Origin of the sequence: Vineibacter terrae, assembly GCF_008039615.1 — a bacterium.
GTDB lineage: Bacteria > Pseudomonadota > Alphaproteobacteria > Reyranellales > Reyranellaceae > Vineibacter > Vineibacter terrae.
Genome location: NZ_VDUZ01000082.1, coordinates 1 through 25154, shown reverse-complemented (window position 1 = coordinate 25154; position 25154 = coordinate 1). Strand labels below are relative to the sequence as shown.

Genomic DNA, 25154 nt, shown 5'->3' with positions numbered 1-25154 from the left:
GGTCGAATCGAACGCCAGCGAGCGCCGCGGCTTCAGCGCCTGCAGGCCCACCGCCTCCAGCCAGATTGGCCATTCCGGCAGATAGGCGGTGTCGATCAGCGGCACCTTGCGCAGGTCGTCGAACGTCGTCACCCAGGCGATCGCGCTGCGATGCATAGTGCTCGTCGATCGCTTCCTCCACGGCGACGGTGCAGGCCATGGCCGCGGCATCACCCAGCAATGCTGTCGCCGCGCCCAGCGCGAAGCCCGCCACCGACCATACCGGCGACAGCGCCGTCGGCCGCACGCGGCGGTCGGCAAGCAGCGCGTCGAAGGCACGGCGATGCTCGACCTCCTGGGCCAGCATGTGCTCGATCTTGCGCGCCGCCGGCGAGTTGCCCTGGCCCCGCCAGCGCAGGGCGGCAAGCTGGCCTTCGTAGATGCGCACGGCGCCGAACTCACCGGCCTGGTCAACGCGGATCACGCGCTCGACAAACGCACGCGGCGTCGGATCGCCGGGCTGCCAGCCCTCGTTGGTGCGGGCGAGCACGACCGGCGCCGGTTCGGGTCCGCTGTCCGACGGACGGGCCTCCTCGCTCATGCTGCCTCCTCAGGCATCCTTGGGGGCCAGCCGCCACGCCTGGCTCAGCACCCAGCCGCCCAGCGCCGCCGACAGCACCACGTTCCATCCCGCCATCGACAGGCCGAACAGCGACCAGGGTATCTCGTCGCAGCGCACCATCTTGGTGCCCATCAGGACGCGCTTCAGCTCCTCGACAGACATGCTCAACCCTGAAACACCTGAGCAGCCGGCCGGGCCTGCCCACCACTTCCATTCGACGCCGGCGTGATAGACGGCAATGCCGGCGGTGACGAACAGCGCCACGCCGGTCAGGGCCAGGAAGGCGAGCCGCACGGCGCGGCCGGTCGGCAGCAATGCCAGCCACGCCAGCACCATCACCGCGACGTGACCGTAGCGCTGCCAGTAGCACAGGCTGCAGGGTGGATAGCCGCCGATATACTGGAAGCCGATCGCGCCCAGCAGGATCGCGGCGCTGCCGCACAGCGCGACCGCCGCGGGCAGCATGGTGCCGGCCGCGCGGGATGGGTTGACGGTGGCCATGGCGAGGGTCGAGCTCATGCCCACCATATAGCGCCGAACCGGGCGATGCGGGAGGGGCGCGCGGCCGCATCCTGCTCGCCCTGCCCCTGCCCTGATCGCCTGCACGACCGGCGCGCGATCCAGCGGCTCAAAATTCCCACCGCCTCAGAATTCGACGTCGAGCTCCTCGATCTCCTCGGGCTCGGCCTGTGCTGCCATGATCCATTCGCGCATGGCCGGCAGGCTCAGGATGCGCTCGCTATAGGCGGCGCACGGGGCATCGAGCTTCACGTCGTAGGTCCTGAACCGTGTGCAGACGGGCGCGTACATGGCATCCGCCATCGTCAGCGTGCCGAACAGGTAAGGGCCCGCGTATCTGGCGAGGCAGTCACGCCAGACCGTCGTGATGCGGTCGATGTCGCCCTGCGCCCCGGCCCAGATCTTGAAGCCGGGATAGTGGGCCTTGAGGTTCATCGGCAGGGCCGACCGCAGATTGCTGAAGCCGGAATGCATCTCGCCCGAGATCGCCCGGCAATGAGCACGGGCGGCCCGGTCAGCCGGCAGCAGCCCGGCCTCGGGCCTGATCTCATTGAGATACTCCGCGATCGCCAGCGTGTCCCATACCGTGACGCCGTCGTGGTCCAGGCAAGGCACCAGGAACGATGGCGAGAGCAGCAGCAGCTCGGCCCGGGTCGACGGATCATCCGACGGCATAATCCGCTCCTCGAAATCCAATCCGGCCATCTTGCACAACAGCCAGCCCCGCAGCGCCCAAGAGGAATAGTTCTTGCTACTGATGGTCAAAGAGGTGGTCACAGAGGCCTCCGCCATGGGCGTCATCCCTTCGGTCCGACTTTCTTGGGGTGCGACGTTTGACCTTCCAGACCCTGCAATAACCGCGCCGGTGACGTGATGCTCTACTTCGCCTACCAGGCGCATGCCGATTTCATGCAGCCCTTGCGCGCCGCGGCGCGCACGACCGCCGTCGCCCTGCGCCAGCCCCTGGCCGGGCTGTCGGCCGGCACGGCACGGGGCGTGGCCGCCGCCTGCGAGCTGATCGCAAGGGCGGGACTGAGCCACCGACGGCCATCCTTCCGCATCGACAGCGTCATCGCGGGCGGGCGGGAGACGGCGGTTCACGAGGAGGCCATCCACACCACGCCTTTCGGCACCCTGCTCCACTTCGCCAAGGGCATCGACGTGGTCCAGCCGCGCGTGCTGCTGGTGGCGCCGCTGTCGGGCCATTTCGCAACCTTGCTGCGCGCCACGGTGCAGACTCTCCTGCCCGAGCACGACGTCTATATCACCGACTGGCACAATGCCCGGGACGTCAGCCTGTGGCACGGCCGTTTCGGCTTCGACGAATATGTCGACCACCTGATCCGGTTCCTGGAAGTGCTGGGCCCGGGCACCCACGTGGTCGCGGTGTGCCAACCTTGTGTGCAAGCCCTGGCGGCCGCCGCCGTGATGGCCGAGGCGGGCAATCCGGCCCAGCCCCGCAGCCTGACCTTGATGGCCGGCCCGATCGATTGCCGTGTCAATCCGACGGCGGTCAATCAGCTCGCCACCAGCCGGCCCATCGAATGGTTCGAGCACAACCTGATCTCGGCTGTGCCCATGACCTTCCCCGGCGCGCTGCGGCGCGTCTATCCCGGGTTCCTGCAGCTCCTGGCCTTCATGAGCATGAACATCGACCGTCACCTGAAGGCCCATGTCGACCTGTTCAGCCATCTCGCCCAGGGCTGCCACACCAAGGCGGCGGCCACCAAGGCCTTCTACGACGAGTATTTCGCCGTGCTCGACATGACGGCCGAGTTCTACCTGGAGACCGTGCGCTACGTGTTCCAGGAGCACCGCCTGGCCCGGGGCATGCTGACCTGGCACGGCCACAAGGTGGACCCGCGTGCCATCCGGCGCACCACCCTGCTGACCGTGGAGGGCGAGAAGGACGACATCTGCGCGGTCGGACAAACGCTCGCGGCGCACGATCTCTGCGCCGGCCTGCGTCCCTACCGCAAGCGCCATCACCTGCAGCCGGGTGTCGGGCACTACGGCGTCTTCAGCGGCCGTAAGTGGAGCGGCCAGATCTATCCGGTGGTGCGCAACGTGATCCTGGCCAGCGACTAGGCGGCGCCCTCAGAAAAGATACCGGAAGGCCACGAAGCCACCCACCAGGCAGGCCAGGAAGATCCAGGTCAGGACCGTGAGATGCTTCTCGATGAACAGGCGCACCGGATCGCCGAACTTCCACAGCAGGGCCGCGATCAGGAAGAAGCGCGCGCCGCGGGTGACGATCGACGCCCACACGAACGTGAACAGGTCGAAATGGGCCGCGCCGCTGGCGATCGTCACCAGCTTGTAAGGAATAGGCGTCAACCCCTTGATCAGGATGATCCAGATCCCGTAGTGCTCGAAGCCGGCCATGAAGCTGTCGCGGGCCGACTGCAGGCCGTAGGCGCGGACCACCCAGGCGCCAAGCGTCTCGAACAGATAGTAGCCGATGGCATAGCCCAGCAGGCCGCCCAGCACCGACGCGACGGTGCAGACCAACGCGATCTGGAATGCCTTGGCCCGGTTCGCCAGCACCATGGGCACCAGCATCACGTCGGGCGGGATCGGAAAAACCGAGCTTTCGAGGAAGGAAACCGCGCCCATGGCCGGCACGGCATGGCGGTGACCCGCCAGGGCGATCACCCAATCGTAGAGGCGGCGGAACATTCTGGGGAAGTAGAGAAAGGGAGCGGACCAGCGATGCCGGTTTCTAGCATGCGCCAGCACGGCCTGTCGCGAGCCGTCAGCGCCGGCTTCACCAATGTCACACGCCTGATTGATGCAGATTCGCACCGTCGGGGTGCGAGATTCAGATTTCCCGGTCGGCTTTTGCCGCTACACTGCTGCTAACCAAACTATACAGGGTGGCTCGCGGCGTTGGCCGCCGCCGGGCGCGCACATATGAAAAGGCACACAGTGACGATCGTGTCGTCGCTGCTGCTTGTGGCAGTGGCGGGCGGCGCGTGGTGGTGGTTCAACAAGGGCCCCGGGGCGGGCACCAGCCTGGCCGCGGTCGGCCGCGACGCACCGACGGCGCCCGGGTCCGCTGCGCCCAAGCCGCCGGCGGCGGTGCTGGTCGAGGCGGTGAAGGTGCGCACCGGGACCAGCCGCCAGACAGTGGCCGCCGTCGGCACCTTCCGTTCCAACGAAGCAGTGATGGTGCGGCCCGAGCTTGCCAGCCGCGTGATCGCCTTCAACTTCACGGAAGGCCAGAAGGTCGCCAAGGGCCAGGTGCTGGTGAAGCTCGACGCGTCGCTGGACGAAGCCCTGCTGGCCCAGGCCGAGGCCGCCCTGGTGCTGTCGAAGGCCAACTACGACCGGGCGATGTCGCTGCTGGCGCGCCAAGCCGGCACGGAGAAGGCCGTGGACGAGGCGCGCGCCGCCTTGCGGCGTGACGAGGCCCTGGTGGCCCTGGGCCGTTCGCGCGTCGAGAAGTACACCCTGGTGGCGCCGTTCGACGGTGTCATCGGATTGCGCCGCGTCTCGATCGGCAGCTACCTCCAGACCGGCGCCGACATCGTCAACCTCGAGCAGATCGATCCGCTGAAGGTCGACTTCCGCGTGCCCGAGATCTTCCTGGCCGCGATCCAGGTCGGCCAGACCGTCACGCTGACCGTCGACGCCTTTGCCGGCCGCGAATTCCCCGGCCAGGTTTATGCCATCGACCCGCTGGTCGATGAAGCAGGCCGCTCGATCGTGATCCGCGCCCAGGTCGACAACCGCAGCGGCACCTTGCGGCCCGGTGTGTTCGCACGCGTGGCCTTGACCTTGGCGACGCGCGAGAACGCCCTGTTCGTGCCCGAGCACGCGATCGTGCCCGTGGGCGACCGACTTCAGGTCTACCGCATCGTCGACGGCAAGTCGGTGCCGACCTTCGTGAAGGCCGGCCAGCGCGAGAAGGGCCAGGTCGAGATCCTCGAGGGCGTCAGCGTCGACGACATGGTGATCACGGCCGGCCACCTGAAGCTGTCACGGCCGGGCATGCCGGTGACCGTCGTGCCGCCGGGCGGCGGCCGCTCGGGTTCGACCCCGGCCGCCGGCAGCGCCTCCTTCCGCACATCGGCCTCCAACGAGCCGGTGCCGCCGGCGGGCGACGGCCCACCGCCGCCGCTGAGCGCGCCGCCCACCAGCGCCAAGACGCCCAGCGGCAGCCAGGATCGCGGCGGCTAACGCGCGGCACGGGACTGATGATACAAGCACACGGACACGGATCGAGCAATGCGGCTGCCTGAGATTTCCATCCGCCGCCCAGTGTTCGCCACCGTGATGAGCCTGGCGCTCATCCTGCTGGGCCTGGTGAGCTACCAGCGGCTGTCGGTGCGGGAGTATCCCAACATCGACGAGCCGACGCTGACCGTCGAGACCACCTATCGCGGCGCCTCGGCCGAGATCGTCGAGAGCCAGATCACGCAGCCGCTGGAGGAGTCGCTCTACGGCATCGACGGCATCGACCTGATGACGTCCTTCAGCCGCGCCGAGCGCAGCCAGATCACGGTCAAGTTCCGATTGTCGCGCAATGTCGATTCTGCTGCGGCCGATGTGCGCGACCGCGTCAGCCGCGTGCGTTCCCGCCTGCCGACGGAAATCGACGAGCCGGTGATCGCCAAGGTCGAGGCCGACGCCAACCCGATCATCTACATCTCCTTCACCAGCGACACGATCTCGCAGCTCGACGTCACCGATTATGTCGACCGCTTCGTCAAGGACCAGCTGCAGACCATCGACGGCGTATCGCAGCTGCGCATCTTCGGCGAGCGCACATTCGCGATGCGGATCTGGCTCGACCGCGTGCGCATGGCCGCCTACCGCATCACGACGCAGGACGTGGAAAACGCGCTGCGCCGGCAGAACCTGGAGGTGCCGTCCGGCCGCATCGAGAGCAGCGCGCGCGAGTTCACGATCCTGGCCGAGACGGACCTGCGCACGCCGCAGCAGTTCGACAACCTGATCCTGCGCGAGAATGACGGCTATCTCGTGCGGCTGAAGGACGTCGGACGGGCCGAGATCGAGGCGCGCGATACGCGCGTGATCAGCCGCTACAACGGCAAGCCGGCGGTCAATGTCGGCGTCATCAAGCAGTCGACCGCCAACCCGCTGGCGGTGGCCAAGGACGTCAAGGCGCGCCTGCCGCAGATCCTTGCCGACCTGCCGGACGGCATCAGCGCCGAAATCGCCTACGACACGACGGTGTTCATCGACCGTTCGATCGCCAACGTGTTCAACACCATCGGTGAGGCGGTGGTGCTGGTGGTGCTGGTGATCTTCGTCTTCCTGCGCACCTTGCGCGCCACGATCGTGCCGCTGGTGACCATCCCGGTGTCGCTGATCGGCACCTTCACCATGATGCTGGCGCTGGGCTTCTCGGTGAACACGCTCACCCTGCTGGCCATGGTGCTGGCGATCGGTCTGGTGGTCGACGACGCCATCGTGATGCTTGAGAACATCGCGCGCTATGTCGAGCAGGGCATGGAGCCGTTCGCGGCGGCGCTGCGAGGCTCGCGCGAGATCGCCTTCGCCGTCGTCGCCATGACCATCACGCTGGCCGCCGTCTATGCGCCGATCGCCTTCCAGACCGGCCGCACCGGCCGACTGTTCACCGAGTTTGCGCTCACCCTGGCCGGATCGGTGGTGGTCTCGGGCTTCGTGGCCCTGACCCTCTCGCCCATGATGTGCTCGCTGCTGCTGAAGCACCACAGCCAGCACGGCCGCGTCTACATGTTCGGCGAACGGGTGCTGGAGGCCATGAACCGCGGCTATCGCCGGCTGCTGGGCTGGACCTTGGCGGCGCGGCCGGTGGTCGTGGTCGTGGGCCTGGCGGTGGCCGCCACGGCCGGCCTTGTGTTCAGCATCCTGCCGCAGGAGCTGGCGCCGACCGAGGACCGCGGCAGCGTCAGCAATATCGGCTTCGCGCCCGAAGGATCGACGCTCGACTACAGCCTCGGCTACGCGGTCCGCCTGGAAGACATCTATCTGCGCAGCGGCCAGTTCAACCGGCCGCAGATCAGCGAGAATGTCGACCGGCTGCTGGTGATCGTGGGCTTCCCGGACGTCACGCGCATCCTCGCCTTCGCGCGCATGCGTCCCTGGGAGGAACGCACGGTCAAGCAGCAGACCGTGACGGAGCTGGCGCGGCCGCTGACCAGCCGCATCCCCGGCATCCTCGCCTTTCCGGTCAACCCGCCCTCCTTCGGCCTGCGCTCCACCGACAAGCCGGTTCAGGTGGTGCTGCTGACGACCCAGCCCTACGAGGTGCTGGACGCGGCCACCGACCAACTGCTGGCGGTAGCGCGCACCAATTCTTGCCTCGCGGCGCTCGATACCGACCTCAAGCTGAACAAGCCTGACCTGCGCGTGCGGCCCGACCGCGAGAAGGCGGCTCTGCTCGGCGTCGAGGTCGACACGATCGGCCGCACGCTGGAAACCCTGATGGGCGGCCGCCAGGTGACGCGCTTCAAGCGCGAGGGCAAGCAGTACGACGTGATGGTGCAGGTCGCCGATGCCGACCGCGTGCGGCCCGACCAGCTCAACGAGATCTTCGTGCGCGCCCGCTCGGGCCAGATGGTGCCGCTGGCGACGCTGATCAGCATCCAGGAGACCGTCGCGCCCAAGGAGCTGAACCACTTCAACAAGCTGCGTGCCTCGACCGTGTCGGCCAACCTGGCGGCCGGCTGCGCCCTGGGCGATGCGCTCGCCTTCATGGAGAAGGCCGCGGGTCAGCTGCCTCCATCGATCCGCATCGACTACAACGGCGTCAGCCGCGAGTTCAAGATCTCGTCCAAGGGTCTGTACGAGCTCTTCCTGATGGCGCTGATCTTCATCTTCCTGGTGCTGGCGGCGCAGTTCGAGAGCTTCATCGACCCGTTCATCATCATGCTGACCGTGCCGCTCACGATGACCGGCGCGCTGCTGGCGCTGCATTTCACCGGCAACACGCTCAACGTCTACAGCCAGATCGGGCTGGTCACGTTGATCGGCTTGATCACCAAGCACGGCATCCTGATCGTGGAGTTCGCCAACCAGCTCCAGGAAACCGGTCTCTCAAAGGTCGAGGCCGTGAAGGAAGCCGCGACCCTGCGGCTGCGGCCGATCCTGATGACGACGGGCGCGATGGTGCTGGGCGCCATTCCCCTGGCCACCGCCACGGGCGCCGGCGGCGAAAGCCGCCAGGCGATCGGCTGGGTCATCGTCGGCGGCCTGACCCTGGGCACGGTGCTGACCTTGTTCGTGGTGCCGACGGCCTACACCTATCTCGCGCGCACGCGCCGACCGCATGAAGGCGCCGGCGCCGCCGCACCCGAGGGCACGGCGCAGCCGGCGGAGTAGCGCCTCTACCTGAAGATGCCCTTGACCGTCTGCCAGATGCTCTTGCCGACCGCGACGATGGCGTCGGCTGGGCTGGACGCGGCCACCTGCTCGGTCGTCTTCGACGCCTCGACGACCTGCGGCGTCATCTCCTGGGAGAACGCCTTCATTGTCGCCAGCGTGACCGGGCCAGCATAGCCGTCGGCATCGAGGCTATGCTGCTGCTGATAGGCCTTCACGGCCGCGACCGTCGCCGGGCCATACTGGCCGTCGGCGGCGATCCCCAGGGCAGCCTGCAGCTTCTTCACGGTCTCGCCGGTCGCCCCCGGCATCAGCAGCACGAGCTCGCTCAGGCCCATCTGCGAGAAGGTGTCGGGCCCGGCGATGCCGTCGACGGCAAGGCCGTTCTGCTTCTGATAGGCTCTCAGCGCCGCATCGGTCGCCGGCCCGAACTGTCCATCGGCCTCGACGCCCAGCTTCTGCTGCAGGCGCTTCACAGGCTCGCCCGCCATGCCGAGCTTCAACATCGCCATGACCAGTCCTCCACTGTTTCGACGAGACGGCGCCAGAACGTCGCCGCCCGCCATGATGCCGAGCGCCGCAGGAAAGGCCAGTGCAAACATCATGGTGGCAACAGGTGGGGTCTTGGCCCACACTGGAGCGCGAAATTTCGGGCAATCCAGGCGCTTGAAGCACAATGCCGACCGTCGAGTTCTGGTACGAGTTCGCCAGCACCTACTCCTATCTCGCTGCCGAGCGGGTCGAGGGCGTGGCGCGCGTGATGGGCGTGGACGTGCGCTGGCGTCCGTTCCTGCTCGGGCCGATCTTCGCCGCCCAGGGCTGGACCAGCTCGCCGTTCAACCTTTATCCCGCCAAGGGCGACAACATGTGGCGCGATGTCGAGCGCACCGCCATGCGCTATCACATCGCGTGGGCGCGACCATCGCATCTGCCGCGCAACGGCCTGCTCGCGTCGCGCGTGGCGCTCGTCGGCGCCGATGACGGCTGGATCGCGAACTTCTCGCGTGCCGTCTTCCGCGCCAACTTCGTCGAGGACCGCGACATCGGCGATGTCGCCACGATCGCCGATATCATCAGCCGGCTGGGCCTGCCTTCGTCCGTGCTCGAGCGCGCAAACGCACCGCAGAACAAGTCGCGCCTGAAGGCGCAGACCGACGCCGCGATCGCGCTCGGCGTCTACGGCGCGCCGTCCTTCACGGTCGACAAGGAGCTGTTCTGGGGCCATGACCGCATGGAGCAGGCGTTCCAGTGGGCCACCACGCCGTGGATGTAGTGTCCTTTCTGTCTTTCGGAGGAAACACCGATGCCCTTTCCCCTGCCGACGGCCGATGCCGCCGCGATGGGCTTCCGCACCGAGCAGCTCGAGCGGCTGGTCGCCCTGATCGACAGGCACATCGCCGACGGTCACTACCCGGGCTGCCAGATCGCGCTGGCGCGCAACGGCAAGCTGGCCCTGGTGAGAAGCTTCGGCAACGCCGCAACGCAGCCTGATCGTCGCCGAGCCACCGACGACACGCTGTGGCTGCTCTACTCCAACACCAAGGTCATCGTCGCCGCCACGATGTGGGCACTGGCCGAACGCGGTGCGATCCGCTTCGTCGACCGCGTGGCCGATCACGTCCCCGAGTTCAAGAAGAACGGCAAGGGCGCCATCACGCTGCTGCAGCTGCTGACCCATCAAGGCGGCTTCCCCAATGCCGTCGTGCCCAAGGACGCGTGGGACGACCACGCCAAGCTGCGCCAGGTGGTGTGCGACTTCAGCCTCGAATGGACGCCCGGCTCGAAGGTGCACTATCACGGCCTGTCGGCACACTGGGTCGCCGGCGTCGTGATCGAAGCCGTCACCGGCAAGGACTTCCGCGACGTCGTGCGCGAGACGGTGCTCGAGCCGCTGGGCCTGGGCAACGACCTGTTCATGGGCGTCGGGCCGGCCCTGGCGGCGCGGGTCTCCGACATGCACTATCAGCCGCCGCTGGGCGGCACGCCGCAGAACGATCCCGACAACAACGCGGCGGAATGGCGGCGGGCCGGCATCCCCGGCGGTGGCGGCTACGGCACCGCGCGCGGCATGGCGGCGCTGTACCAGATGATGCTGGCCGACGGTGTGCTCAACAACCATCGGCTGGTATCGCCGCGCACCCTGCAATACGCCCTCCGCAACTGGACCGGCGACCGCGTCGATGAGTTCATGGGCATGCCCATGCATCGCGGCATCGGCCCGCATCTGCGCGGCACCACCGAGGCGATCCGCGGCCTGGGCTCGATCGCCTCGCCGCGCGCCTTCGGACATGGCGGCGTCGGCACGTCCTACTGCTGGGCCGACCCGGACTCCGGCGTTTCCTTCGCCTATATCACCAACAACCGCGTCCCCGATCCCTGGCACAGCTGGCGGCTGGACCACATCGCCAACCTGGTGCACACGGCGATCCTCTGAATGAAGACCAACCGTCGTGAAGTCGCCGACCTGCTTGAAAAGCCGGGATATGTGATCCGGCGTGCGCACCAGATGTCGGTGGCGCTGTTCGAGGCGAAGCTGGCCTGCTTCAAGATCACCGCGCCGCAGCACCTCGTCATGACAGCCATCTACAAGCATCCGCATGTCGACCAGGCGACCCTGGCCGACATGGTCGGCCTCGACAAGGTGACGGCCGGCAACATCGTCATTCGGCTGGAGCGGCGTGGCCTGGTGGAGCGCAAGCGCTCACCCTACAACTGGCGGGCGCTGGCGCTCACCGTATCCAAGGCCGGCGAAAGCCTGCTGCTGCGGACGCAGGATGTGGTCGACGCCACCATAGACGAGATGTTCGAGAATCTTTCGACCCATGAGCGCACCGTGCTGATGCGGCTGCTGCGGCGCATGATCGGCGCCGAGCCGCCCTCGCGGGCGGTCAACGCCCGCGCCGGCCGCGCCGCCGCAAAGTCAGCCGCCCGATAACGTCATGGCCGCCGCTTGACATTCGAGAAACGAGTCGGCAACGTTGTCAGTAAGTATGCGAACTGACACCGTCGTGTGTCACTGCGTGCCTGTCCGACAGATGATGGAGATAGAGTGGTGAGCGAGCGTAGCAGCGGCGTGGACGCGGTGGTTCTCGACGACGTGCAGGGCGTGCGCGTTCCCCTGGAGCAGTCGCGCCACCTGCCGTCCTACTTCTACACCTCGCCGGAGATCTTCGACGTCGAGAAGGAGCGCCTCTTCTACAAGGACTGGCTCTGCGTCGGCCGGGTCGAGGAGATCGCCAACCCAGGCGACTACTTCACGCTCAAGATCATCGACGAGCCGGTCGTCGTCTGCCGCAACAAGGCCGGCGACATTGCGGCGTTCTCGAACACCTGCGCGCATCGCGGCGTGGACGTGGCCAAGGGCAAGGGCAACGTGCGCGCTTTCGTGTGCCCCTACCACGCCTGGAGCTACGATCTCGACGGCAAGCTGATCGGCGCCGCCCATATGGACAAGACGGAAGGTTTCGACGTCAAGACCTGCCGTCTGCCAAAGCTGGGCGTGGCGCAGTGGTGCGGCTGGATCTTCGTGACGCTGAACGACAATCCGCTGCCGTTTGATCAGTACATCGCCCGCTTCGACCAGGAGTTCGCGTTCCTGCGGCTGCAGGACTGCCGGCTGGCGGCCCGCATCGTGTTCGACCTGGACTGCAACTGGAAGTTCGTCCTGGAGAACCTGTTCGACGTCTACCACGCGCGCGTGGTGCACGCGAAGTCGTTCGGCAAGTATCGCGATTCGGTCGACTACTTCCCGACCGCGCGCGGCCAGGGCTCGACCATCGGCTACTACAATTCCGCCTCTCTGGTGCCGGGCGGCCAGAGCCTGTTCGGCAACATGCCGTGGCTGGCCGACAAGCCGTCGACCTTCGCCTGCCTGGGACACCTGCCGCCCAACCTGCAGCTCTTCGGCCGCTGCGACGCCGTGGTGACCGACGTGATCTGGCCGGTGGCGCCGGACAAGACCCGGCTGCTGCTGCACATCCTGTTCCCCGCGGAGCATTTCGCGCGGCCCGACTTCGAGGAGAAGCTGAAGGTCTATCGCGATTTCCAGATCCAGGTGATCGAGGAGGATCGCGAGCTCGTGAACTCGCTGCAGAACGGCGCGAAGTCGAAGAAGTTCCAGCCCGGCCGCATGTCGAGCCTGGAGCACGGCGTCTACAACGTCATCAACTATCAGATCGACCGTCTCTACGGCGACCTGCGCGGACGGACCTGACACCTGCCGCAGCAGCGGCGCCTGAGCGGGGAGAGGAAGCAAAAGATGTCGGCCAACACGATTGATCGCCGCCGGCTGCTGGGCGCTGCCGGCACAGGCGCCTTGCTATGGGCGGTGGGCGGCGCCGGTCCCGCCCGGGCCGGCGAGCCGTTCCGCATCGGGGCGCTGAACCCGATCACCGGCGCCGGCAGCCTCTATGGCGCCGGCATGCAGAAGGCGATCATCTTCTCGGCCGAGGAGGTGAACGCGGCCGGCGGTGCCGGCGGCCGCATGCTCGAGGTGTTCCCGGAGGACTCGCAGACGCAGCCAGATGCCGGCGTGCTGGCGGCCAAGCGCCTGATCGAGGTCAAGAAAGTGCACGCCATCATGGGCACCTGGTCGTCGGGCGTGGCACTGGCGGTGATGCCGATCCAGGAGGCGGCCGGCGTCATCCACATGACCAGCGCCGGCGCCAGCATCATCTCGACCCAGGACAAGAAGGACCTCGTATACCGCTTCTCCACCACCGGGCAGCGCTCGGGCCGCGCGATCGCCAGCATCCTGGCCAAGGACGGCGTGCAGCGCGTGGCGACCATGGCGTTCAACAACGCCTCGGGCCGCGACATCACCGACGGCGTCAAGGGCGCCTGGACCGAGATGGGCCGCAAGCTGGTCGCCGAGGTGGTGTACGAGCCCAACCGGCCGAGCTACCGCTCGGAGCTGCAGCGCATCCTGGCCGGCAAGCCGGAGGCCATCGTGCTGGGCGCCTACGTCCCCGACACGACCATCATCGTGCGCGAGGCCTGGCAGCTCAATGCCAAGGTCAAGTTCATCGGCCCCGGCTATGCGGTCAGCCCCAAGCTGGTGGAGTCGCTGGGCCCCGAGGTTGCCCAAGGGCTGATGGCGGTCGACTACGTCTCGGCGCTGAACGGCGCCGCCTACACGCATTTTGCCGAGCGCTACCGCAAGGTCGTGGGCGGTGATCCGGCCGACGGCTTCTTCGCCGCCTGCGCCTACGACATGGTCCAGGTGACGGCGCTGGCCATAGAGGCGGCCGGCGGCAGCGCCGACAATGCGGCGATCGCGGCCAAGCTGCGCGAGGTGGCCAACCCGCCCGGCACGCCGGTGTCGAGCTTCGCCGAAGGCAAGGCGCTGCTGAAGGCCGGGCAGAAGGTCAACTACGAGGGCGCGTCCGGCCCGCTGGACTTCGACGAGCATGGCGATGTGCGGCCGCTCTTCAAGCTGTCGGTGATCCGCAAGGGGCAGCTCGAGTTCCGCCAGATGCTCGACCTGAAATGAACGCCGCGCTGTTCTTCAACCTGCTGCTCAACGGCGTGATCGAAGGCCTCATCATCGGCCTGGCCGCGCTGGCATTGAACCTGGTCTTCGCCGTCGCCCGCTTCCCCAACACCGCCACCGGCGACATCATGACGGTCGGCGCCTATGCCGGCATCGCGGTGCAGGGCCTGGGCATCAGCAGCACCGTGCTGCAGATGCTGGCCGCGGTCGTGGTCTGCATGGCCTTGTGCGTGGTGCTCTATCGCCTCGTCTTCCGGCGCCTGCAGGGACGCTCGATGCTGGCCGTGCTGCTGGCCTCCATCGGGCTTGCCTTCATCATCCGCGCCGCGGTGTTCCTGATCGCCGGGCCGGAGCAGCGGGTGTTCCAGATCCCGTTGCAGCGCGCCATCGATATCGGCGGCGTCGCCCTGCAGCCCAGCATGCTGTGGCTCGCCGTCACGGCGTTCGGCTGCATGGCCGTCGTCTTCGCCGTCCTGTTCCTCACGCCGATCGGCCGGCGCATGCGTGCCGTCGCCGACAACCGGGCGCTCGCCCGCACCAGCGGCATCGACGTCGACCGGGTCATGGTCGCGCTATGGCTGCTGACCGGCGCCGTGTGCGGCGTCGCCGGCATGGTGCTGGGCATCAACACCGTGGTCATGCCGGAAAACGGCTGGAACATACTGCTGCCGGCGTTCGCGGCGGCGGTGCTGGGCGGCGTCGGCAGCCCGGTCGGCGCCATCGTCGCCGGGCTGGCGCTGGGCATCGTGCAGGAGCTGTCCACGCCTTTCGTCGGCTTCACCTACAAGATCGCCCTGTCATTCGTGGCCCTGATCGTCATCCTGGCGATCCGCCCGCGCGGCCTGTTCGGCGCCGCCGTGAAGGTGCGGTGATGCTCAGCTACCTGGTCGCCATCGCCATCATCGGCGGCATCTACAGCCTGCTGACGCTGGGCCTCAACCTGCATTACGGCTTCACCGGCCTGATCAACTTCGGCCATGTCGGCTTCTTCGCGCTGGGCGCCTACGCCTCGGCGCTGCTGACCCTGGCCGGCCTGCCGTTCGCGGCCGGCTTTGCCGCGGCGATGCTGATCGCCGCCCTGGTGGCGCTGCCGCTGGGCCTGCTCGCCATCCGCCTGCGCGACGACTACCTGGCGATCGTCACCCTGGGCTTCTCGGAGATCATCCGCATCGTGATCACGAGCGAGGAGTGGCTGACCGGCGGCGTGCAGGGCCTGCCCGGCATCCCTCGCCCCTTCGGCGGGCTGGGCGTCGGGGGCGCCGAATATGCCTATCTGGGCCTGGTCGTCGCGCTCAACGGGTTGGCGTTCCTGCTGGTCCACCGCCTGGCCGCGAGCCCGTTCGGCCGCCTGATCAAGGCCGTGCGCGACAACGAGGTGGCGCTCGTGTCGCTGGGCAAGGATCCGGTCGGCGTGAAGATCCGGGTGTTCATGATCGGTGCCGGCCTGGCCGGCCTCGCCGGCGCGCTCTACGCCCACTACATCACCTACCTGTCGCCCGAGCAGGTCATTCCGCTGGTCACGTTCTATGTCTGGATGGCGATGATCATCGGCGGCACCGGCCGCAACGCCGGCGTCGTGCTGGGCGCCGGCATCCTGGTGCTGATCCTGGAAGGCTCCCGCTTCGTGCGCGACCTCTTCCCCGGCGTGCTGGACACCGAGATGGCCAGCATCCGGCTGGCGATCATCGGCCTGTGCCTGGTGCTGTTCGTCCTGTTCCGGCCGCGGGGCCTCATCGGCGACGGCGTCGAGCGATGAGCCTCGAGATCGACAGCGTCTCCAAGTCGTTCGGCGGCCTGCAGATCCTGCAGGATGTCTCGATCGCCGTGCCGGCGGGCGGCCTGGTCGGCCTGATCGGCCCCAACGGCGCCGGCAAGAGCACCCTGTTCGCGGTGGTCGGCGGCTTCGAGCCGGCCGACGCCGGCCATGTCCGCTTCGAGGGACGGACTCTCGACAGCCTGTCGCCGCAGGCGCGCGCCCGGCAGGGGCTGATGCGCACCTTCCAGGTGCCGCGGCCCTTCAGCCACCTGACGGTGCGCGAGAACCTCGCGGTGTCGGCGCCGGGCCAGAAGGGCGAGCGGCTGCGGTTCGCCTTCCTTGCCGGCGGCATGCTGAAGCGCGAGCAGGCGGCGATCGCCGAGCAGGCCGGCAAGGTGATGGACTTCCTGCGGCTGGCGCCGGTCGCCGACCTGCCCGCCGGCCAGCTCTCCGGCGGCCAGCGCAAGCTGCTCGAGCTCGGCCGCATGCTGATGTGCAAGCCGCGCATGATCCTGCTCGACGAGCCGTTCGCCGGCGTCAACCCGGTGCTCTACGCCGAGATCGCCGACCGCATCGTGGCCATCAACCAGTCCGGCATCGGCTTCCTGATCGTCGAGCACAACATCCCGGCCCTGACCCGCATGGTGAACGAGCTCCATGTGCTGGATCGCGGCCGCATCATCGCGCATGGCCCGCCCGACGACGTGCTGAAGGACGCGCGCGTGCGCACCGCCTACATCGGAGGCGCATCGTGACCCTGCTGGCCATCGAGCAGATGGTCGCCGGCTACGGCGAGATCGACATCGTCACCGGCATCGACATCGCCGTGCACGAGAAGGAGATCGTGACCGTCGCCGGCACCAACGGCGCCGGCAAGAGCACGCTGGCCAAGGCGATCATGGGCCTGGTGCCGCGCTGCCGCGGCGTGCTGCGCTTCTGCGGCGAGGATCTGCTGGCGATGCGGCCCGAGGACCGCATCAAGGTCGGCGTCGCCTATGTGCCGCAGGTCGAGAACGTCTTCCCCTCGCTCACCATCGTGGAGAACCTGCAGGTGGTGGTGGGCGTGCAGAACCACGCCGCCCGCATCGCCGAGATGCTGGACCTGTTCCCGGCGCTGGCCGCCCGCCGCCGCGTCCGGGCAGAAGCGCTGTCGGGCGGCGAGCGCCAGCAGCTCGCCTTCGCCCGCGCGCTCATGACACAGCCGAAGATGATGCTGCTGGACGAGCCGACCGCGGCGCTGTCGCCCAACCTGGTGGCGCAGGTGTTCGACACCATCCGCAAGCTGCCGGCCATCGGCGTGGCGGCGCTGGTGATCGAGCAGCGCGCGCGCCAGAGCCTGGAGATCAGCGATCGCGGCTACGTGCTCGATTCGGGCAAGGCGGTGATGAGCGGCGCGGCGCGCGACCTGCTGGCCGACGCGCGCATGGCCGATCTCTACCTGGGCGGCGCCTAGGCGCAGGAGGAACGGATGGCAACGGCAATCGACAACGCAAGGCGCATGCGCAGCGCGCGCGCCCTGGTCGAGGATCACATGCAGGTCAAGGCCGGGGAAAGCGTGCTGATCACCGCCGACACGGCATCGGACATGACGGCCATCAACGCGATCTTCGACGCCGCCGCCACGCTCGGCAGCCGGCCGATGATCAGCGTGATCCCGCAGCTGCCCTTCCAGGGCAAGCTGGCCGACCCCTACCTGCCGACGGCGCTGCAGGCGGCGATGCTCGAGGCCGATGTCTGGATCGACCTCACGCATCCCTTCATGGCCGGCTCGGATGCGCATGACCGGGCAATGAAGGGCAACCGCCTGCGCGCCCTGGGCGCCGGCGGCATGGACTCCGCGGCCCTGGCGCGCCTCTACGGCGCCGTCGATCTCGACAGCCTGTTCGAGGTGCAGTCGGCGCTCGACACGCTGATCGGCGAGGCCGGCGGCAAGACGTGCCGCGTCACCGACGACATCGGCACCGACGTCAGCTTCGTGCTGGCGCCGCGCGGGCAGGCGAAGAAACGGCGCGCCGAGGGGCCGGGCATGAACACCGTGCCCGGCTCGGTGGTGATGCTGCCGGAGCTCAAGTCCGTGCGCGGCACGCTGCGGCTGGTGGCCGCCATGCACGAGCACTACACGGCGCTGCAGCGGCCGCTGACCCTGGAGGTCGACGGCCGCATCCAGCGCATCGTCGAGCAGGGTCCCGATGCGCAGATCCTGGACCGCGCGCTGCGCCGGGCCGGGCGCGGCGACTACGGCTACGTCATCCACTTCTCCTACGGGCTGCATCCGGCGGCACGCTTCGGCGGCAAGTGCTTCATCGAGGACATCCGCGCGATCGGCGCCAACGCCATCGGGCTGGGCATGCCGTGGTGGGAGCCGGGCGGCGGCGAGAACCACCCCGATGGCGTGGTCCTGCGCCAGTCGCTCAGCATCGACGGTCAGCCCATCATCGAGCACGGCGTGGTCGTATGGCCCGAAGCCCTGGCCGGCAAGGCCGACGCCCTGATGCCGCGCTTCGATTAGCCCCGACGGAGAGTCCTCGCCATGATCACCTATCCCCTCGCCGTCGGCGCCACGATGACGCGCGTCTTCAGCGCCGGCCAAACCGGCCCGGTGCTGGTGCTGGTGCACGGCCTGACCTCGCGCGCCGACCGCTGGCAGCACAACATCGATGTGCTCGCCGCCGCCGGCTACCGCGTCTACGCGCCCGATCTGCCCGGCCACGGCTTCGCGACCAAGTCCGCCGATTTCGATCACTCGATTCCGGGCTACCGCGACTTCCTGCTGCAGTTCCTTGATCAGGTCGATGCGCCGGAGGCGATCCTGCTCGGCACCTCGCTGGGCGGCCATGTCGCGGCGGCGGCAACGATTGCAGCGCCGCAGCGCGTGCGCTCGCTCATCATGGTCGGCAGCCTCGGCCTGGCGCCGGTGACGCAGGAGAAGGTCGAGCGCACCACCGCCGGCCTGCGCGATATGCGGCTGGAGGCCATGCGCAACCGCCTGCTGCAGGTGTTCAGCGATCCGCGCCATGTCACCGACGCCCTGGTCGAGGAGGACGTGCGGATCAACGCCTCGCCCGGCGCTGCGGCGTGCTTCGAGCGCTTCCTCGACTACTTCGCCCACCGCTTCAACGACGACCTGGTGCTCGACGGCCTGCAGGCGCTGGGCGATCGCATCCCCCTGCTCCTGCTCTGGGGCGAGGAGGACAAGTCGGTGCCGCTGGAGATCGGCCAGAAGACGCACCGGCGCCTGCCGCAGGCGCAGCTGGGCATCTTCCAGAAGACCAACCACACGCCCTACTGGGAGGCGCCGGCGCTGTTCAACCAGGCGGTGCTCGACTTCCTCGGCGGCCGGATGACACAGACGACGGTGAGCTGGGGCTGAGCCTACATGCGCTCGCGGGCGCGGGCCTCGAGCACCAGCGGCACGGCCGCCAGCACCAGGGCGGCCAGCGACAGCACGAAGGTGCCGCGGTAGCCGCCCGTGAGGTCGTGGGCGAGGCCGCCCAGCCAGGCGCCCAGCGCCCCGCCGGCGCCCATGCCGCAGGTGATGAGACCGTAGATTTGGCCGGCATGGGCCCCGCGGTAGCGCAGCGTCGCGAGCGTCGAGATCATGGGCCCGCGCGATCCCATCGTGCTGCCGAACAGCACGATGAAGGCGCCGATCAGCCACGTGTCGTCCGGTCCGCCCACCGACCACAGCGCCAGGATGCCGAGCCCCGTGCCGGTATAGGCCGCGATGGCGCCCAGCATGCGCCCGCCGCGATCGGCCAGCCAGTTGAAGCCGATCATGCCGACGGGGGTCAGCATCGCGGTCAGCGCCCATACCCGCGCGGCGCCGGCGCCGGTGAGTCCCTGGTCGATCAGGTAGGCGTTGGCCTGCGGCGCAAGGCTGAAGATCGACACCGATGTCATCGCAAACGCGAGCGTCAGGCCCCAGAACGGCGGATCGCGCAGCGCCATCGCCACCGTCGGCCCGGTGCCAAGGGTGCAGTCCGCACCGCCGCGCGCCGCCATGATCACCGGATCGCCCGCCGCGATGCGTCGCCACGGCATCAGGACCACGGGCACGACCAGGGCCAGCACCGCCAGCCCCAGGCACCAGTACGCGAAACGCCAGTCCCGTGCCTGGATCAGCATCTCCGCCAGCGGCGAGATCAGCATGACACCGACGCTGCTCGCCGACCATACGACCGCCAGCGCCGTGCCCAGACGCGCGGAGAACCAGCGGCCCAGCAAGCCGGCGAAGGTGACGCTGCCGAGCGCCGCTCCAGCCAGGCCGGTGAGGAGCCCGAGGGTGGCATGCAATTGCCAGACCGCGCCCGCGAGCGATGCCAGCACGGCGCTGCCGCCGGCGCAGGCCAGCCCCGCCAGCACAAGCCCGCGCGGCCCTACGCGATCGAGCAGCAGCCCGGCGAACGGCCCGCCAAGGCCCATCGCCAGCATGCCCAGCCCGTAGACGCTGGTGATGACGGCGCGGTCCACCTCGAACGCCGCCTGCAGCGCCGGCACGAAGACGCCGAACGACTCGCTGATCCCGCGGGTGGCGAAGCTCAGCATGAAACACATCGCGACCAGGCCGTAGGGCAGCCATCCAGCCCGGTGCAGCACGCGCTTGTCCTTTCATTGACAATGACGCGGCGCAGATTAGTGAAGGCGGCCTTGCGTCGCGAGCGCTTGCTGTGCCACGCACCGCAGGACACGGTTGCGCACCACGCGGGGAATAGCACGCATGCACCACAACAGCACGATCGTCATCGACCGCCGCTTCAACGGCCCGCGCCTGTCGGGCAACGGTGGCTATGTCGCCGGCGTGATGGCCCGTCATGTCGATCCCGACGGCGTCGTCGAGGTGACCCTGCGCGCGCCGGTGCCGATCGACACCAGGCTGGCGCTGACGCCCGGCGGCGACGGCGCCCTGCTGCTCAAGGACGGCGACAGGCTCGTGAGCGAGGCGCGGCCCGCCAGCCTCGCGCTGGAGCCGCCCGGCGTGCAGGACTGGGCCGACGCCGAGCGGCTGTCGGCCGAAGGCGGCTGCTTCGAGGACAGCGACTTCCACTGGTGCCTGGTATGCGGCCGCGGCCGTGCCGAGGGCGACGGGCTGCGCGTCTTCGGACAGCGCTTCGCGGACAAGCCGATGTCGTTGTCGCTGTACCGGCCGCATGCCGTGCATGCCGCGGCGGACGGCCGCATCGACAGCGCCTTCCTGTGGGGTGCGCTCGATTGTCCCGGCGCATGGGCGGTGCAGGATCCTGACGACTGGCGGCCGGCGATGACCGGCCGCATGACGGGCCGGGTCTTCCACCGGCCGGCCCCGGACGAGACCTGCATGGTCGTGGGCTGGAAGGTCGGCGCCGAGCGGCGCAAGCTGTTCGCCGGCACCGCATTGTACACCAGCACCGGCACACTCTGCGCCATGGCCCTCTCGACGTGGATCATCGTCTCCTGATCGGACCGTTTGACCTCTTGCACGGGATTGACATCGAGCCCTAAATCCACGGCGAGCCGACTGCGATCAATTGGCGCAGAGCCGGCACCAATAACGATGTCAAGGACCCCTATCACCTATGGCAACCGGTATGCTGAAGACTGTTGTCCTGCTGGACGGCGGCAATCTCCGTAAGAGCGCGCAGGAAATCGGCTTTCAGTACAACAACGATTTCGTCGAGCGTTTTGCCTGGTCGTGCATCGACCATGATCGCGAGCATGTGCTGCGGATCCTGTACTATGACTGCCCGCCTTTCGCCGGCGAGGTGAGCCTGCCGATCTCCGGCGAAAGGCGCGTCTTCGAGTCGGGCGACGGCTGGCTGCGCGACTTGGCGCAGCGCGAACGCTTCGCGGTGCGCCGCGGCGTCCTGAAGTTCCGCGGCTTCCGCCTGCGGCGCGGCAACGCCACGGCGCCGGCCGAGACGCTCACCGACGACGATTTCGCGCCCGACTTCGAGCAGAAGGGCGTCGATGTGCGCATCGCGCTCGACATCGCTTCCTACTCGCACCTGCCCGGCATCGACCAGATCATCCTCGCCTCGCAGGACACCGACCTCGTGCCGGCGATGAAGTACGCGCGCCGGCTGGGCAAGCAGATGGTGGTCGCCTCGCTCGGCAACATGCGCCGCCTGCCGCCCGAGCTCTACGAGCACTCCGACGACGCGCGCACGATCCTGCCCGAGCGGCTGCGGTGAGGGGTACACCTCTGCCCGCGAGAGCGGGGAGAGGAGATGCACGTCACATCGTCAGCACGATCTTGCCGAAATGGGCGTTGGCGCGCATGTGGGCCAGCGCTTCGGCCACCTGGTCGAGCGGGAAGCTGCGATCGATGGGCAGCGACAGCCGGCCGGCCTCGACGGCTGGCCATAGGTCGGCGCGCATCAGGCGGTTGATCTCGCGCACCTCCTCGGGCGAGCGGGTGCGGAAGGTGACGCCGACATAGTCGATGCGCTTGAGCGCGTGCAGGTCGAAGTCGAACTCGCCCTTCATGCCGCCAAGGCGCCCGACATTGACGATGCGGCCCAGGACGGCGGCGGCCTGCATGTTCTGGTTGGCGACGCCGCCCGACACCTGATCGACGATGAGGTCGACGCCCTTGCCGCCGGTCGCCGCCCGCGCCGCCTCGGGCCACGCCGGGTCCCGGGAGTCGAGCGCGAGGTCGGCGCCATGCTCCGCCAGCCGCGCGCGGCGCTGGGGGTTGGTCGACGTGCCGATCACGACCGAGGCGCCCATCAGCTTGGCGATCTGCATGCCCATCAGCCCGACGCCCGAGCTCGCGCCCTGGATCAGCACGCTGTCGCCCGCCTTCAGGCGGCCGGCGGTCACCACCGCGTTGTGCATGGTCTGCAGCGCCACCGGATAGCAGGCCGCCTGCTCGAAGGTCATGTTGTTGGCCGGCACCTTGTGGACGCGTCCCCCGTCGGTGACGGCGTACTCGGCATAGCCGCCGGGCGCCGAGCCCATGACGCGGTCGCCGGCCTTGATGCCTTTGACCTCGGCCCCGACCTCGACCACCTCACCGGCGCATTCCAGCCCCAGCCGCGCGCCGACGCCGCCGACCGGGCCATGCTGCCGGCCGGACGCCACCAGCAGGTCGGCGCGGTTGAGGCTCGAGGCCCGCACCTTGATCAGCACCTCGTTGGGCTTCGGCACCGGGACAGGCACGTCGCGGATCTCGACACCCGCTTCACCGAGCACGGCGGCTTTCATGGCGATGACTCCCTTTGATCTACAGCATGTCATCCCGAGCGCAGCGAGGGATCTCCCTGGAAGGCAGTCCGTGACCACGTAACGAGGAGATTCCTCGCTGCGCTCGGAATGACAGTTTGAATGGGCTCACACGATGCGGCTCTGGCGGCCGGACCAGTAGCGGTCGCGCAGCAGGCGCTTGTAGAGCTTGCCGGTAGGATGGCGCGGCAGCTCGGCCTCGAAGTCGACCGAGCGCGGGCACTTGATCGGCGACAGATGCTGCTTGCAGTAGGCGATCAGCGCCTCGGCCAGCGCCGGATCCGCCTCGCCCATGTCGCGTGGCTGCACCACCGCCTTCACCTCCTCGCCGAAATCCTCGTTGGGCACGCCGAACACCGCGACGTCGACCACCGCGGGATGGCTGATCAGCACGTTCTCGGCCTCCTGCGGGTAGATGTTGACGCCGCCCGAGATGATCATGAAGGCCTTGCGATCGGTGAGGTACAGGAAGCCCTCGGCATCGACATAGCCGACATCGCCCAGCGTGCTCCAGCCCTTGGGATGACGCGACTCGGCGGTCTTGGCCGGGTCGTTGTGGTAGGCGAACTCGCGGCCTTCGGCGAAGTAGATCGTGCCGGCCTCGCCGACCGGCAGCTCCTCGCCGTCCTCGCCCACGATCCGGATCTTGCCCACCACCGCACGGCCGACCGTGCCCTTGTGCGACAGCCAGTCCTGCGGCCCGACCATGGTCATGCCGTTGCCTTCGGTGCCGCCGTAGTACTCGTGCAGCACCGGCCCCCACCACGCCATCATCTGCTCCTTCACCTGCACCGGGCACGGCGCGGCAGCGTGGATGGCGCATCTGAGGCTCGACACGTCGTAGCGACGGCGCACCTCTTGCGGCAGCTTCAGCATGCGCACGAACATCGTCGGCACGAGCTGGGTGTGCGTGGCCCTGTGCTTCTCCACCAGCCGCAGGTATTCCTCGGCGTCGAAGTGCTCCATGATCACGCAGGTGGCACCCAGCCGCATCATCATCATGTTGAAGCGCAACGGCGCGGCATGATAGAGCGGCGCCGGCGACAGGTAGACCGTGTCGGCATCGATGCCGTAAGCCTGACGGCTGAGATGAAGCGACGGGCTCACCGTGTCGATCGCCTCCAACGTCAGCGGCACCATCACGCCCTTGGGCCGGCCCGTGGTGCCGGACGAGTACAGCATGTCCTGCCCGGACACCTCATCGGCGATGCGTGCAGCGGGATAGCGCGCGACCGTCTCCTCGAACGGCTCGTAGCCCGCGATCGTGCCGTCGATCATCAGCCGTGTGCTGACGCCCGGCATCAGCGGCGCCAGCTCCGCCGCCGGCTTCTGCAGATACATCGATGTGATCAGCAGCCTGGCGCCGCAGTCGCCCACGATGTAGTCGACCTCGGCCGCGGTCAGCCGCGAGCTCACCGCCGTGTAGACGAGGCCCGAGCGCTGCGCCGCCCAGCAGATCTCGAAGAAGCGAGGATGGTTCTCCAGGAAGATCGCGATGTGGTCGCCCGCCTTCAGCCCGCGATCACGGAACAACTGGGCGATCCGGTTGGAGCGCTCCTCGAGCTGGCGGTAGGTCACGACCTCGCCGCTGCCGGCCATGATGTAGGCCGGCTTGTCGGGGGTCGTGCCGGCGTGGATATAGGGATGCACTTGCGTCCTCTGTCGCATGCCGCGGCGTGAAACGCCGCCGGGTCTGTTGGGCGCGGATCAAAGCATGGCGGTCGCCGGCCACTCAAGCGGCCGCTGGGCCGCACCCTCCGCGAAAAAAACGCAAGCAAATCAAGCACATACCGAATCTCAGTCGAAAAAGGGCGTGACGCAAACGTCGGAAATTACGAAAATCCGCCGCAGGCGGCAGGCGATACGCCGATCCCCGCGCTACCGGCGGATGCGTAGCGACGCTCGCAACGGCCATCAGTCGCCTCCCATGGTGGCGTCAGCCTGAATGCTCCGTGTCGTGGAGCCGACGAAGCGCCCGCATCCGGCCCGGCGACGGCCTTGCCCCTTGCGACGGGGCCCACGAGGAACGCCCGATATCCCCGGCGGCGGGAACGCATACTGTGGTGAACTGTACTACATTCTTCATCAGAGAACAAGAACTGAAACACCGGAATCCGCGGCGGAAGCAGGGCAATCGCATTAGAGAAAGAGCTTGCGTTTGAGGGATAGGGGTTAAGGCTGGGTTGGGTTGAGTAGTAGCGTAGGAGTTTGGCGCCATGGAGGAGTCGAGGTCGATTTTCGCCGAACTGGAG

At 68.1% G+C, this 25154-nt stretch carries 24 protein-coding genes; 16 read left to right on the top strand and 8 right to left on the bottom strand.

The genetic code is table 11. The annotated features are described in order from the left end of the window. From FHP25_RS39060 to FHP25_RS39050, 3 genes are all read right to left on the bottom strand, one after another. Nucleotides 1-580 (bottom strand): demethoxyubiquinone hydroxylase family protein (locus FHP25_RS39060; RefSeq protein ID WP_147852419.1); only part of this gene is annotated, 580 nt, incomplete at its 3' end. 9 nt (nt 581-589) lie between these two features. Continuing rightward, nucleotides 590-1120, bottom strand: coding sequence for a disulfide bond formation protein B (locus tag FHP25_RS39055; RefSeq protein ID WP_218578958.1), 531 nt, complete (start codon nt 1118-1120; stop codon nt 590-592). A gap of 126 nt (nt 1121-1246) precedes the next feature. Beyond that, nucleotides 1247-1912, bottom strand: coding sequence for a glutathione S-transferase family protein (locus tag FHP25_RS39050; protein WP_218578959.1), 666 nt, complete (start codon nt 1910-1912; stop codon nt 1247-1249). 81 nt (nt 1913-1993) lie between these two features. Between FHP25_RS39050 and FHP25_RS39045 the strand changes: the two genes are divergently transcribed. Continuing rightward, nucleotides 1994-3208 (top strand): polyhydroxyalkanoate depolymerase, encoded by a 1215-nt coding sequence (locus tag FHP25_RS39045; protein ID WP_147852422.1) that lies wholly within the window; start codon nt 1994-1996, stop codon nt 3206-3208. A 9-nt stretch (nt 3209-3217) separates the two neighbouring features. Here FHP25_RS39045 and FHP25_RS39040 read toward each other — a convergent pair whose 3' ends face one another. Further along, on the bottom strand, nt 3218-3799 hold the full coding sequence (locus tag FHP25_RS39040) for a YqaA family protein (protein ID WP_147852418.1): 582 nt from the start codon (nt 3797-3799) through the stop codon (nt 3218-3220). A gap of 234 nt (nt 3800-4033) precedes the next feature. On the opposite strand from FHP25_RS39040, the gene FHP25_RS39035 reads away from it, so the two are divergent. Both FHP25_RS39035 and FHP25_RS39030 read left to right on the top strand, forming a co-directional pair. Further along, nucleotides 4034-5302, top strand: a complete 1269-nt coding sequence (locus FHP25_RS39035) for an efflux RND transporter periplasmic adaptor subunit (protein ID WP_147852417.1) — start codon at nt 4034-4036, stop codon at nt 5300-5302. Nucleotides 5303-5350: 48 nt separating this feature from the next. Next, nucleotides 5351-8455 carry an efflux RND transporter permease subunit gene (locus tag FHP25_RS39030; RefSeq protein ID WP_147852416.1) on the top strand — a complete coding sequence of 1035 codons (3105 nt, stop codon included), beginning with the start codon at nt 5351-5353 and terminating at the stop codon, nt 8453-8455. Nucleotides 8456-8460: 5 nt separating this feature from the next. Here FHP25_RS39030 and FHP25_RS39025 read toward each other — a convergent pair whose 3' ends face one another. Continuing rightward, nucleotides 8461-8967, bottom strand: coding sequence for a peptidoglycan-binding domain-containing protein (locus tag FHP25_RS39025; protein ID WP_147852421.1), 507 nt, complete (start codon nt 8965-8967; stop codon nt 8461-8463). A 164-nt stretch (nt 8968-9131) separates the two neighbouring features. On the opposite strand from FHP25_RS39025, the gene FHP25_RS39020 reads away from it, so the two are divergent. The 11 genes from FHP25_RS39020 to FHP25_RS38970 all read left to right on the top strand — a co-directional run bounded on the left by FHP25_RS39020 (nt 9132) and on the right by FHP25_RS38970 (nt 19072). After that, nucleotides 9132-9728 carry a 2-hydroxychromene-2-carboxylate isomerase gene (locus FHP25_RS39020; protein ID WP_147852415.1) on the top strand — a complete coding sequence of 199 codons (597 nt, stop codon included), beginning with the start codon at nt 9132-9134 and terminating at the stop codon, nt 9726-9728. A gap of 30 nt (nt 9729-9758) precedes the next feature. Next, nucleotides 9759-10889 carry a serine hydrolase domain-containing protein gene (locus FHP25_RS39015; RefSeq protein ID WP_147852414.1) on the top strand — a complete coding sequence of 377 codons (1131 nt, stop codon included), beginning with the start codon at nt 9759-9761 and terminating at the stop codon, nt 10887-10889. Then, nucleotides 10890-11390 (top strand): MarR family winged helix-turn-helix transcriptional regulator, encoded by a 501-nt coding sequence (locus FHP25_RS39010; protein WP_147852413.1) that lies wholly within the window; start codon nt 10890-10892, stop codon nt 11388-11390. A 117-nt stretch (nt 11391-11507) separates the two neighbouring features. Then, nucleotides 11508-12668 (top strand): aromatic ring-hydroxylating oxygenase subunit alpha, encoded by a 1161-nt coding sequence (locus FHP25_RS39005; RefSeq protein WP_178134116.1) that lies wholly within the window; start codon nt 11508-11510, stop codon nt 12666-12668. 45 nt (nt 12669-12713) lie between these two features. Next, the gene (locus FHP25_RS39000) at nt 12714-13946 is read left to right on the top strand and encodes an ABC transporter substrate-binding protein (RefSeq protein ID WP_147852411.1); all 1233 of its coding nucleotides are present in this window, start codon (nt 12714-12716) and stop codon (nt 13944-13946) included. After that, nucleotides 13943-14818 carry a branched-chain amino acid ABC transporter permease gene (locus FHP25_RS38995; RefSeq protein WP_147852410.1) on the top strand — a complete coding sequence of 292 codons (876 nt, stop codon included), beginning with the start codon at nt 13943-13945 and terminating at the stop codon, nt 14816-14818. Before FHP25_RS39000 ends, FHP25_RS38995 begins: the two co-directional genes overlap by 4 nt. Continuing rightward, nucleotides 14818-15702: a branched-chain amino acid ABC transporter permease gene (locus tag FHP25_RS38990; protein ID WP_147852409.1), complete on the top strand. Its 885-nt coding sequence runs from the start codon at nt 14818-14820 to the stop codon at nt 15700-15702. The genes FHP25_RS38995 and FHP25_RS38990 overlap by 1 nt, the downstream gene beginning before the upstream one ends. Further along, on the top strand, nt 15699-16457 hold the full coding sequence (locus FHP25_RS38985; RefSeq protein WP_147852408.1) for an ABC transporter ATP-binding protein: 759 nt from the start codon (nt 15699-15701) through the stop codon (nt 16455-16457). Before FHP25_RS38990 ends, FHP25_RS38985 begins: the two co-directional genes overlap by 4 nt. After that, complete coding sequence (locus FHP25_RS38980; RefSeq protein WP_147852407.1) at nt 16454-17155, top strand: ABC transporter ATP-binding protein; 702 nt, start codon at nt 16454-16456, stop codon at nt 17153-17155. Before FHP25_RS38985 ends, FHP25_RS38980 begins: the two co-directional genes overlap by 4 nt. 15 nt (nt 17156-17170) lie before the next feature. After that, complete coding sequence (locus FHP25_RS38975; protein WP_147852406.1) at nt 17171-18211, top strand: M29 family metallopeptidase; 1041 nt, start codon at nt 17171-17173, stop codon at nt 18209-18211. Between the two features lie 21 nt (nt 18212-18232). Further along, nucleotides 18233-19072, top strand: coding sequence for an alpha/beta fold hydrolase (locus FHP25_RS38970; protein WP_147852405.1), 840 nt, complete (start codon nt 18233-18235; stop codon nt 19070-19072). Between the two features lie 2 nt (nt 19073-19074). Here FHP25_RS38970 and FHP25_RS38965 read toward each other — a convergent pair whose 3' ends face one another. Continuing rightward, complete coding sequence (locus FHP25_RS38965; protein WP_147852404.1) at nt 19075-20298, bottom strand: MFS transporter; 1224 nt, start codon at nt 20296-20298, stop codon at nt 19075-19077. A 121-nt stretch (nt 20299-20419) separates the two neighbouring features. On the opposite strand from FHP25_RS38965, the gene FHP25_RS38960 reads away from it, so the two are divergent. Beyond that, entirely contained in the window at nt 20420-21136 is a 717-nt protein-coding gene (locus FHP25_RS38960) for a hotdog family protein (protein ID WP_147852403.1), read from the top strand. Nucleotides 21137-21266: 130 nt separating this feature from the next. Continuing rightward, nucleotides 21267-21869 carry an NYN domain-containing protein gene (locus tag FHP25_RS38955; RefSeq protein ID WP_178134115.1) on the top strand — a complete coding sequence of 201 codons (603 nt, stop codon included), beginning with the start codon at nt 21267-21269 and terminating at the stop codon, nt 21867-21869. Nucleotides 21870-21912: 43 nt separating this feature from the next. Here FHP25_RS38955 and FHP25_RS38950 read toward each other — a convergent pair whose 3' ends face one another. After that, nucleotides 21913-22884 carry a quinone oxidoreductase family protein gene (locus FHP25_RS38950; RefSeq protein WP_147852401.1) on the bottom strand — a complete coding sequence of 324 codons (972 nt, stop codon included), beginning with the start codon at nt 22882-22884 and terminating at the stop codon, nt 21913-21915. A 126-nt stretch (nt 22885-23010) separates the two neighbouring features. Continuing rightward, complete coding sequence (locus tag FHP25_RS38945) at nt 23011-24570, bottom strand: AMP-binding protein (RefSeq protein WP_231712635.1); 1560 nt, start codon at nt 24568-24570, stop codon at nt 23011-23013. Nucleotides 24571-25154 lie beyond the last annotated feature (584 nt).

Excerpts from the sequence above, each read along its gene's own strand:
- FHP25_RS38995 (WP_147852410.1), top strand. The coding sequence starts at position 13,943 with ATGAACGCCGCGCTGTTCTTCAACCTGCTGCTCAACGGCGTGATCGAA.
- FHP25_RS38975 (WP_147852406.1), top strand. The coding sequence starts at position 17,171 with ATGGCAACGGCAATCGACAACGCAAGGCGCATGCGCAGCGCGCGCGCC.
- FHP25_RS38990 (WP_147852409.1), top strand. The coding sequence starts at position 14,818 with ATGCTCAGCTACCTGGTCGCCATCGCCATCATCGGCGGCATCTACAGC.
- FHP25_RS38950 (WP_147852401.1), bottom strand. The coding sequence starts at position 22,884 with ATGAAAGCCGCCGTGCTCGGTGAAGCGGGTGTCGAGATCCGCGACGTG.
- FHP25_RS38955 (WP_178134115.1), top strand. The coding sequence starts at position 21,267 with ATGCTGAAGACTGTTGTCCTGCTGGACGGCGGCAATCTCCGTAAGAGC.
- FHP25_RS38945 (WP_231712635.1), bottom strand. The coding sequence starts at position 24,570 with ATGCGACAGAGGACGCAAGTGCATCCCTATATCCACGCCGGCACGACC.
- FHP25_RS39000 (WP_147852411.1), top strand. The coding sequence starts at position 12,714 with ATGTCGGCCAACACGATTGATCGCCGCCGGCTGCTGGGCGCTGCCGGC.
- FHP25_RS38985 (WP_147852408.1), top strand. The coding sequence starts at position 15,699 with ATGAGCCTCGAGATCGACAGCGTCTCCAAGTCGTTCGGCGGCCTGCAG.
- FHP25_RS39045 (WP_147852422.1), top strand. The coding sequence starts at position 1,994 with ATGCTCTACTTCGCCTACCAGGCGCATGCCGATTTCATGCAGCCCTTG.
- FHP25_RS38960 (WP_147852403.1), top strand. The coding sequence starts at position 20,420 with ATGCACCACAACAGCACGATCGTCATCGACCGCCGCTTCAACGGCCCG.
- FHP25_RS38970 (WP_147852405.1), top strand. The coding sequence starts at position 18,233 with ATGATCACCTATCCCCTCGCCGTCGGCGCCACGATGACGCGCGTCTTC.
- FHP25_RS39020 (WP_147852415.1), top strand. The coding sequence starts at position 9,132 with ATGCCGACCGTCGAGTTCTGGTACGAGTTCGCCAGCACCTACTCCTAT.
- FHP25_RS39015 (WP_147852414.1), top strand. The coding sequence starts at position 9,759 with ATGCCCTTTCCCCTGCCGACGGCCGATGCCGCCGCGATGGGCTTCCGC.
- FHP25_RS39055 (WP_218578958.1), bottom strand. The coding sequence starts at position 1,120 with ATGAGCTCGACCCTCGCCATGGCCACCGTCAACCCATCCCGCGCGGCC.
- FHP25_RS39030 (WP_147852416.1), top strand. The coding sequence starts at position 5,351 with ATGCGGCTGCCTGAGATTTCCATCCGCCGCCCAGTGTTCGCCACCGTG.
- FHP25_RS39025 (WP_147852421.1), bottom strand. The coding sequence starts at position 8,967 with ATGGCGATGTTGAAGCTCGGCATGGCGGGCGAGCCTGTGAAGCGCCTG.
- FHP25_RS39035 (WP_147852417.1), top strand. The coding sequence starts at position 4,034 with ATGAAAAGGCACACAGTGACGATCGTGTCGTCGCTGCTGCTTGTGGCA.
- FHP25_RS39050 (WP_218578959.1), bottom strand. The coding sequence starts at position 1,912 with ATGGCGGAGGCCTCTGTGACCACCTCTTTGACCATCAGTAGCAAGAAC.
- FHP25_RS39010 (WP_147852413.1), top strand. The coding sequence starts at position 10,890 with ATGAAGACCAACCGTCGTGAAGTCGCCGACCTGCTTGAAAAGCCGGGA.
- FHP25_RS39040 (WP_147852418.1), bottom strand. The coding sequence starts at position 3,799 with ATGTTCCGCCGCCTCTACGATTGGGTGATCGCCCTGGCGGGTCACCGC.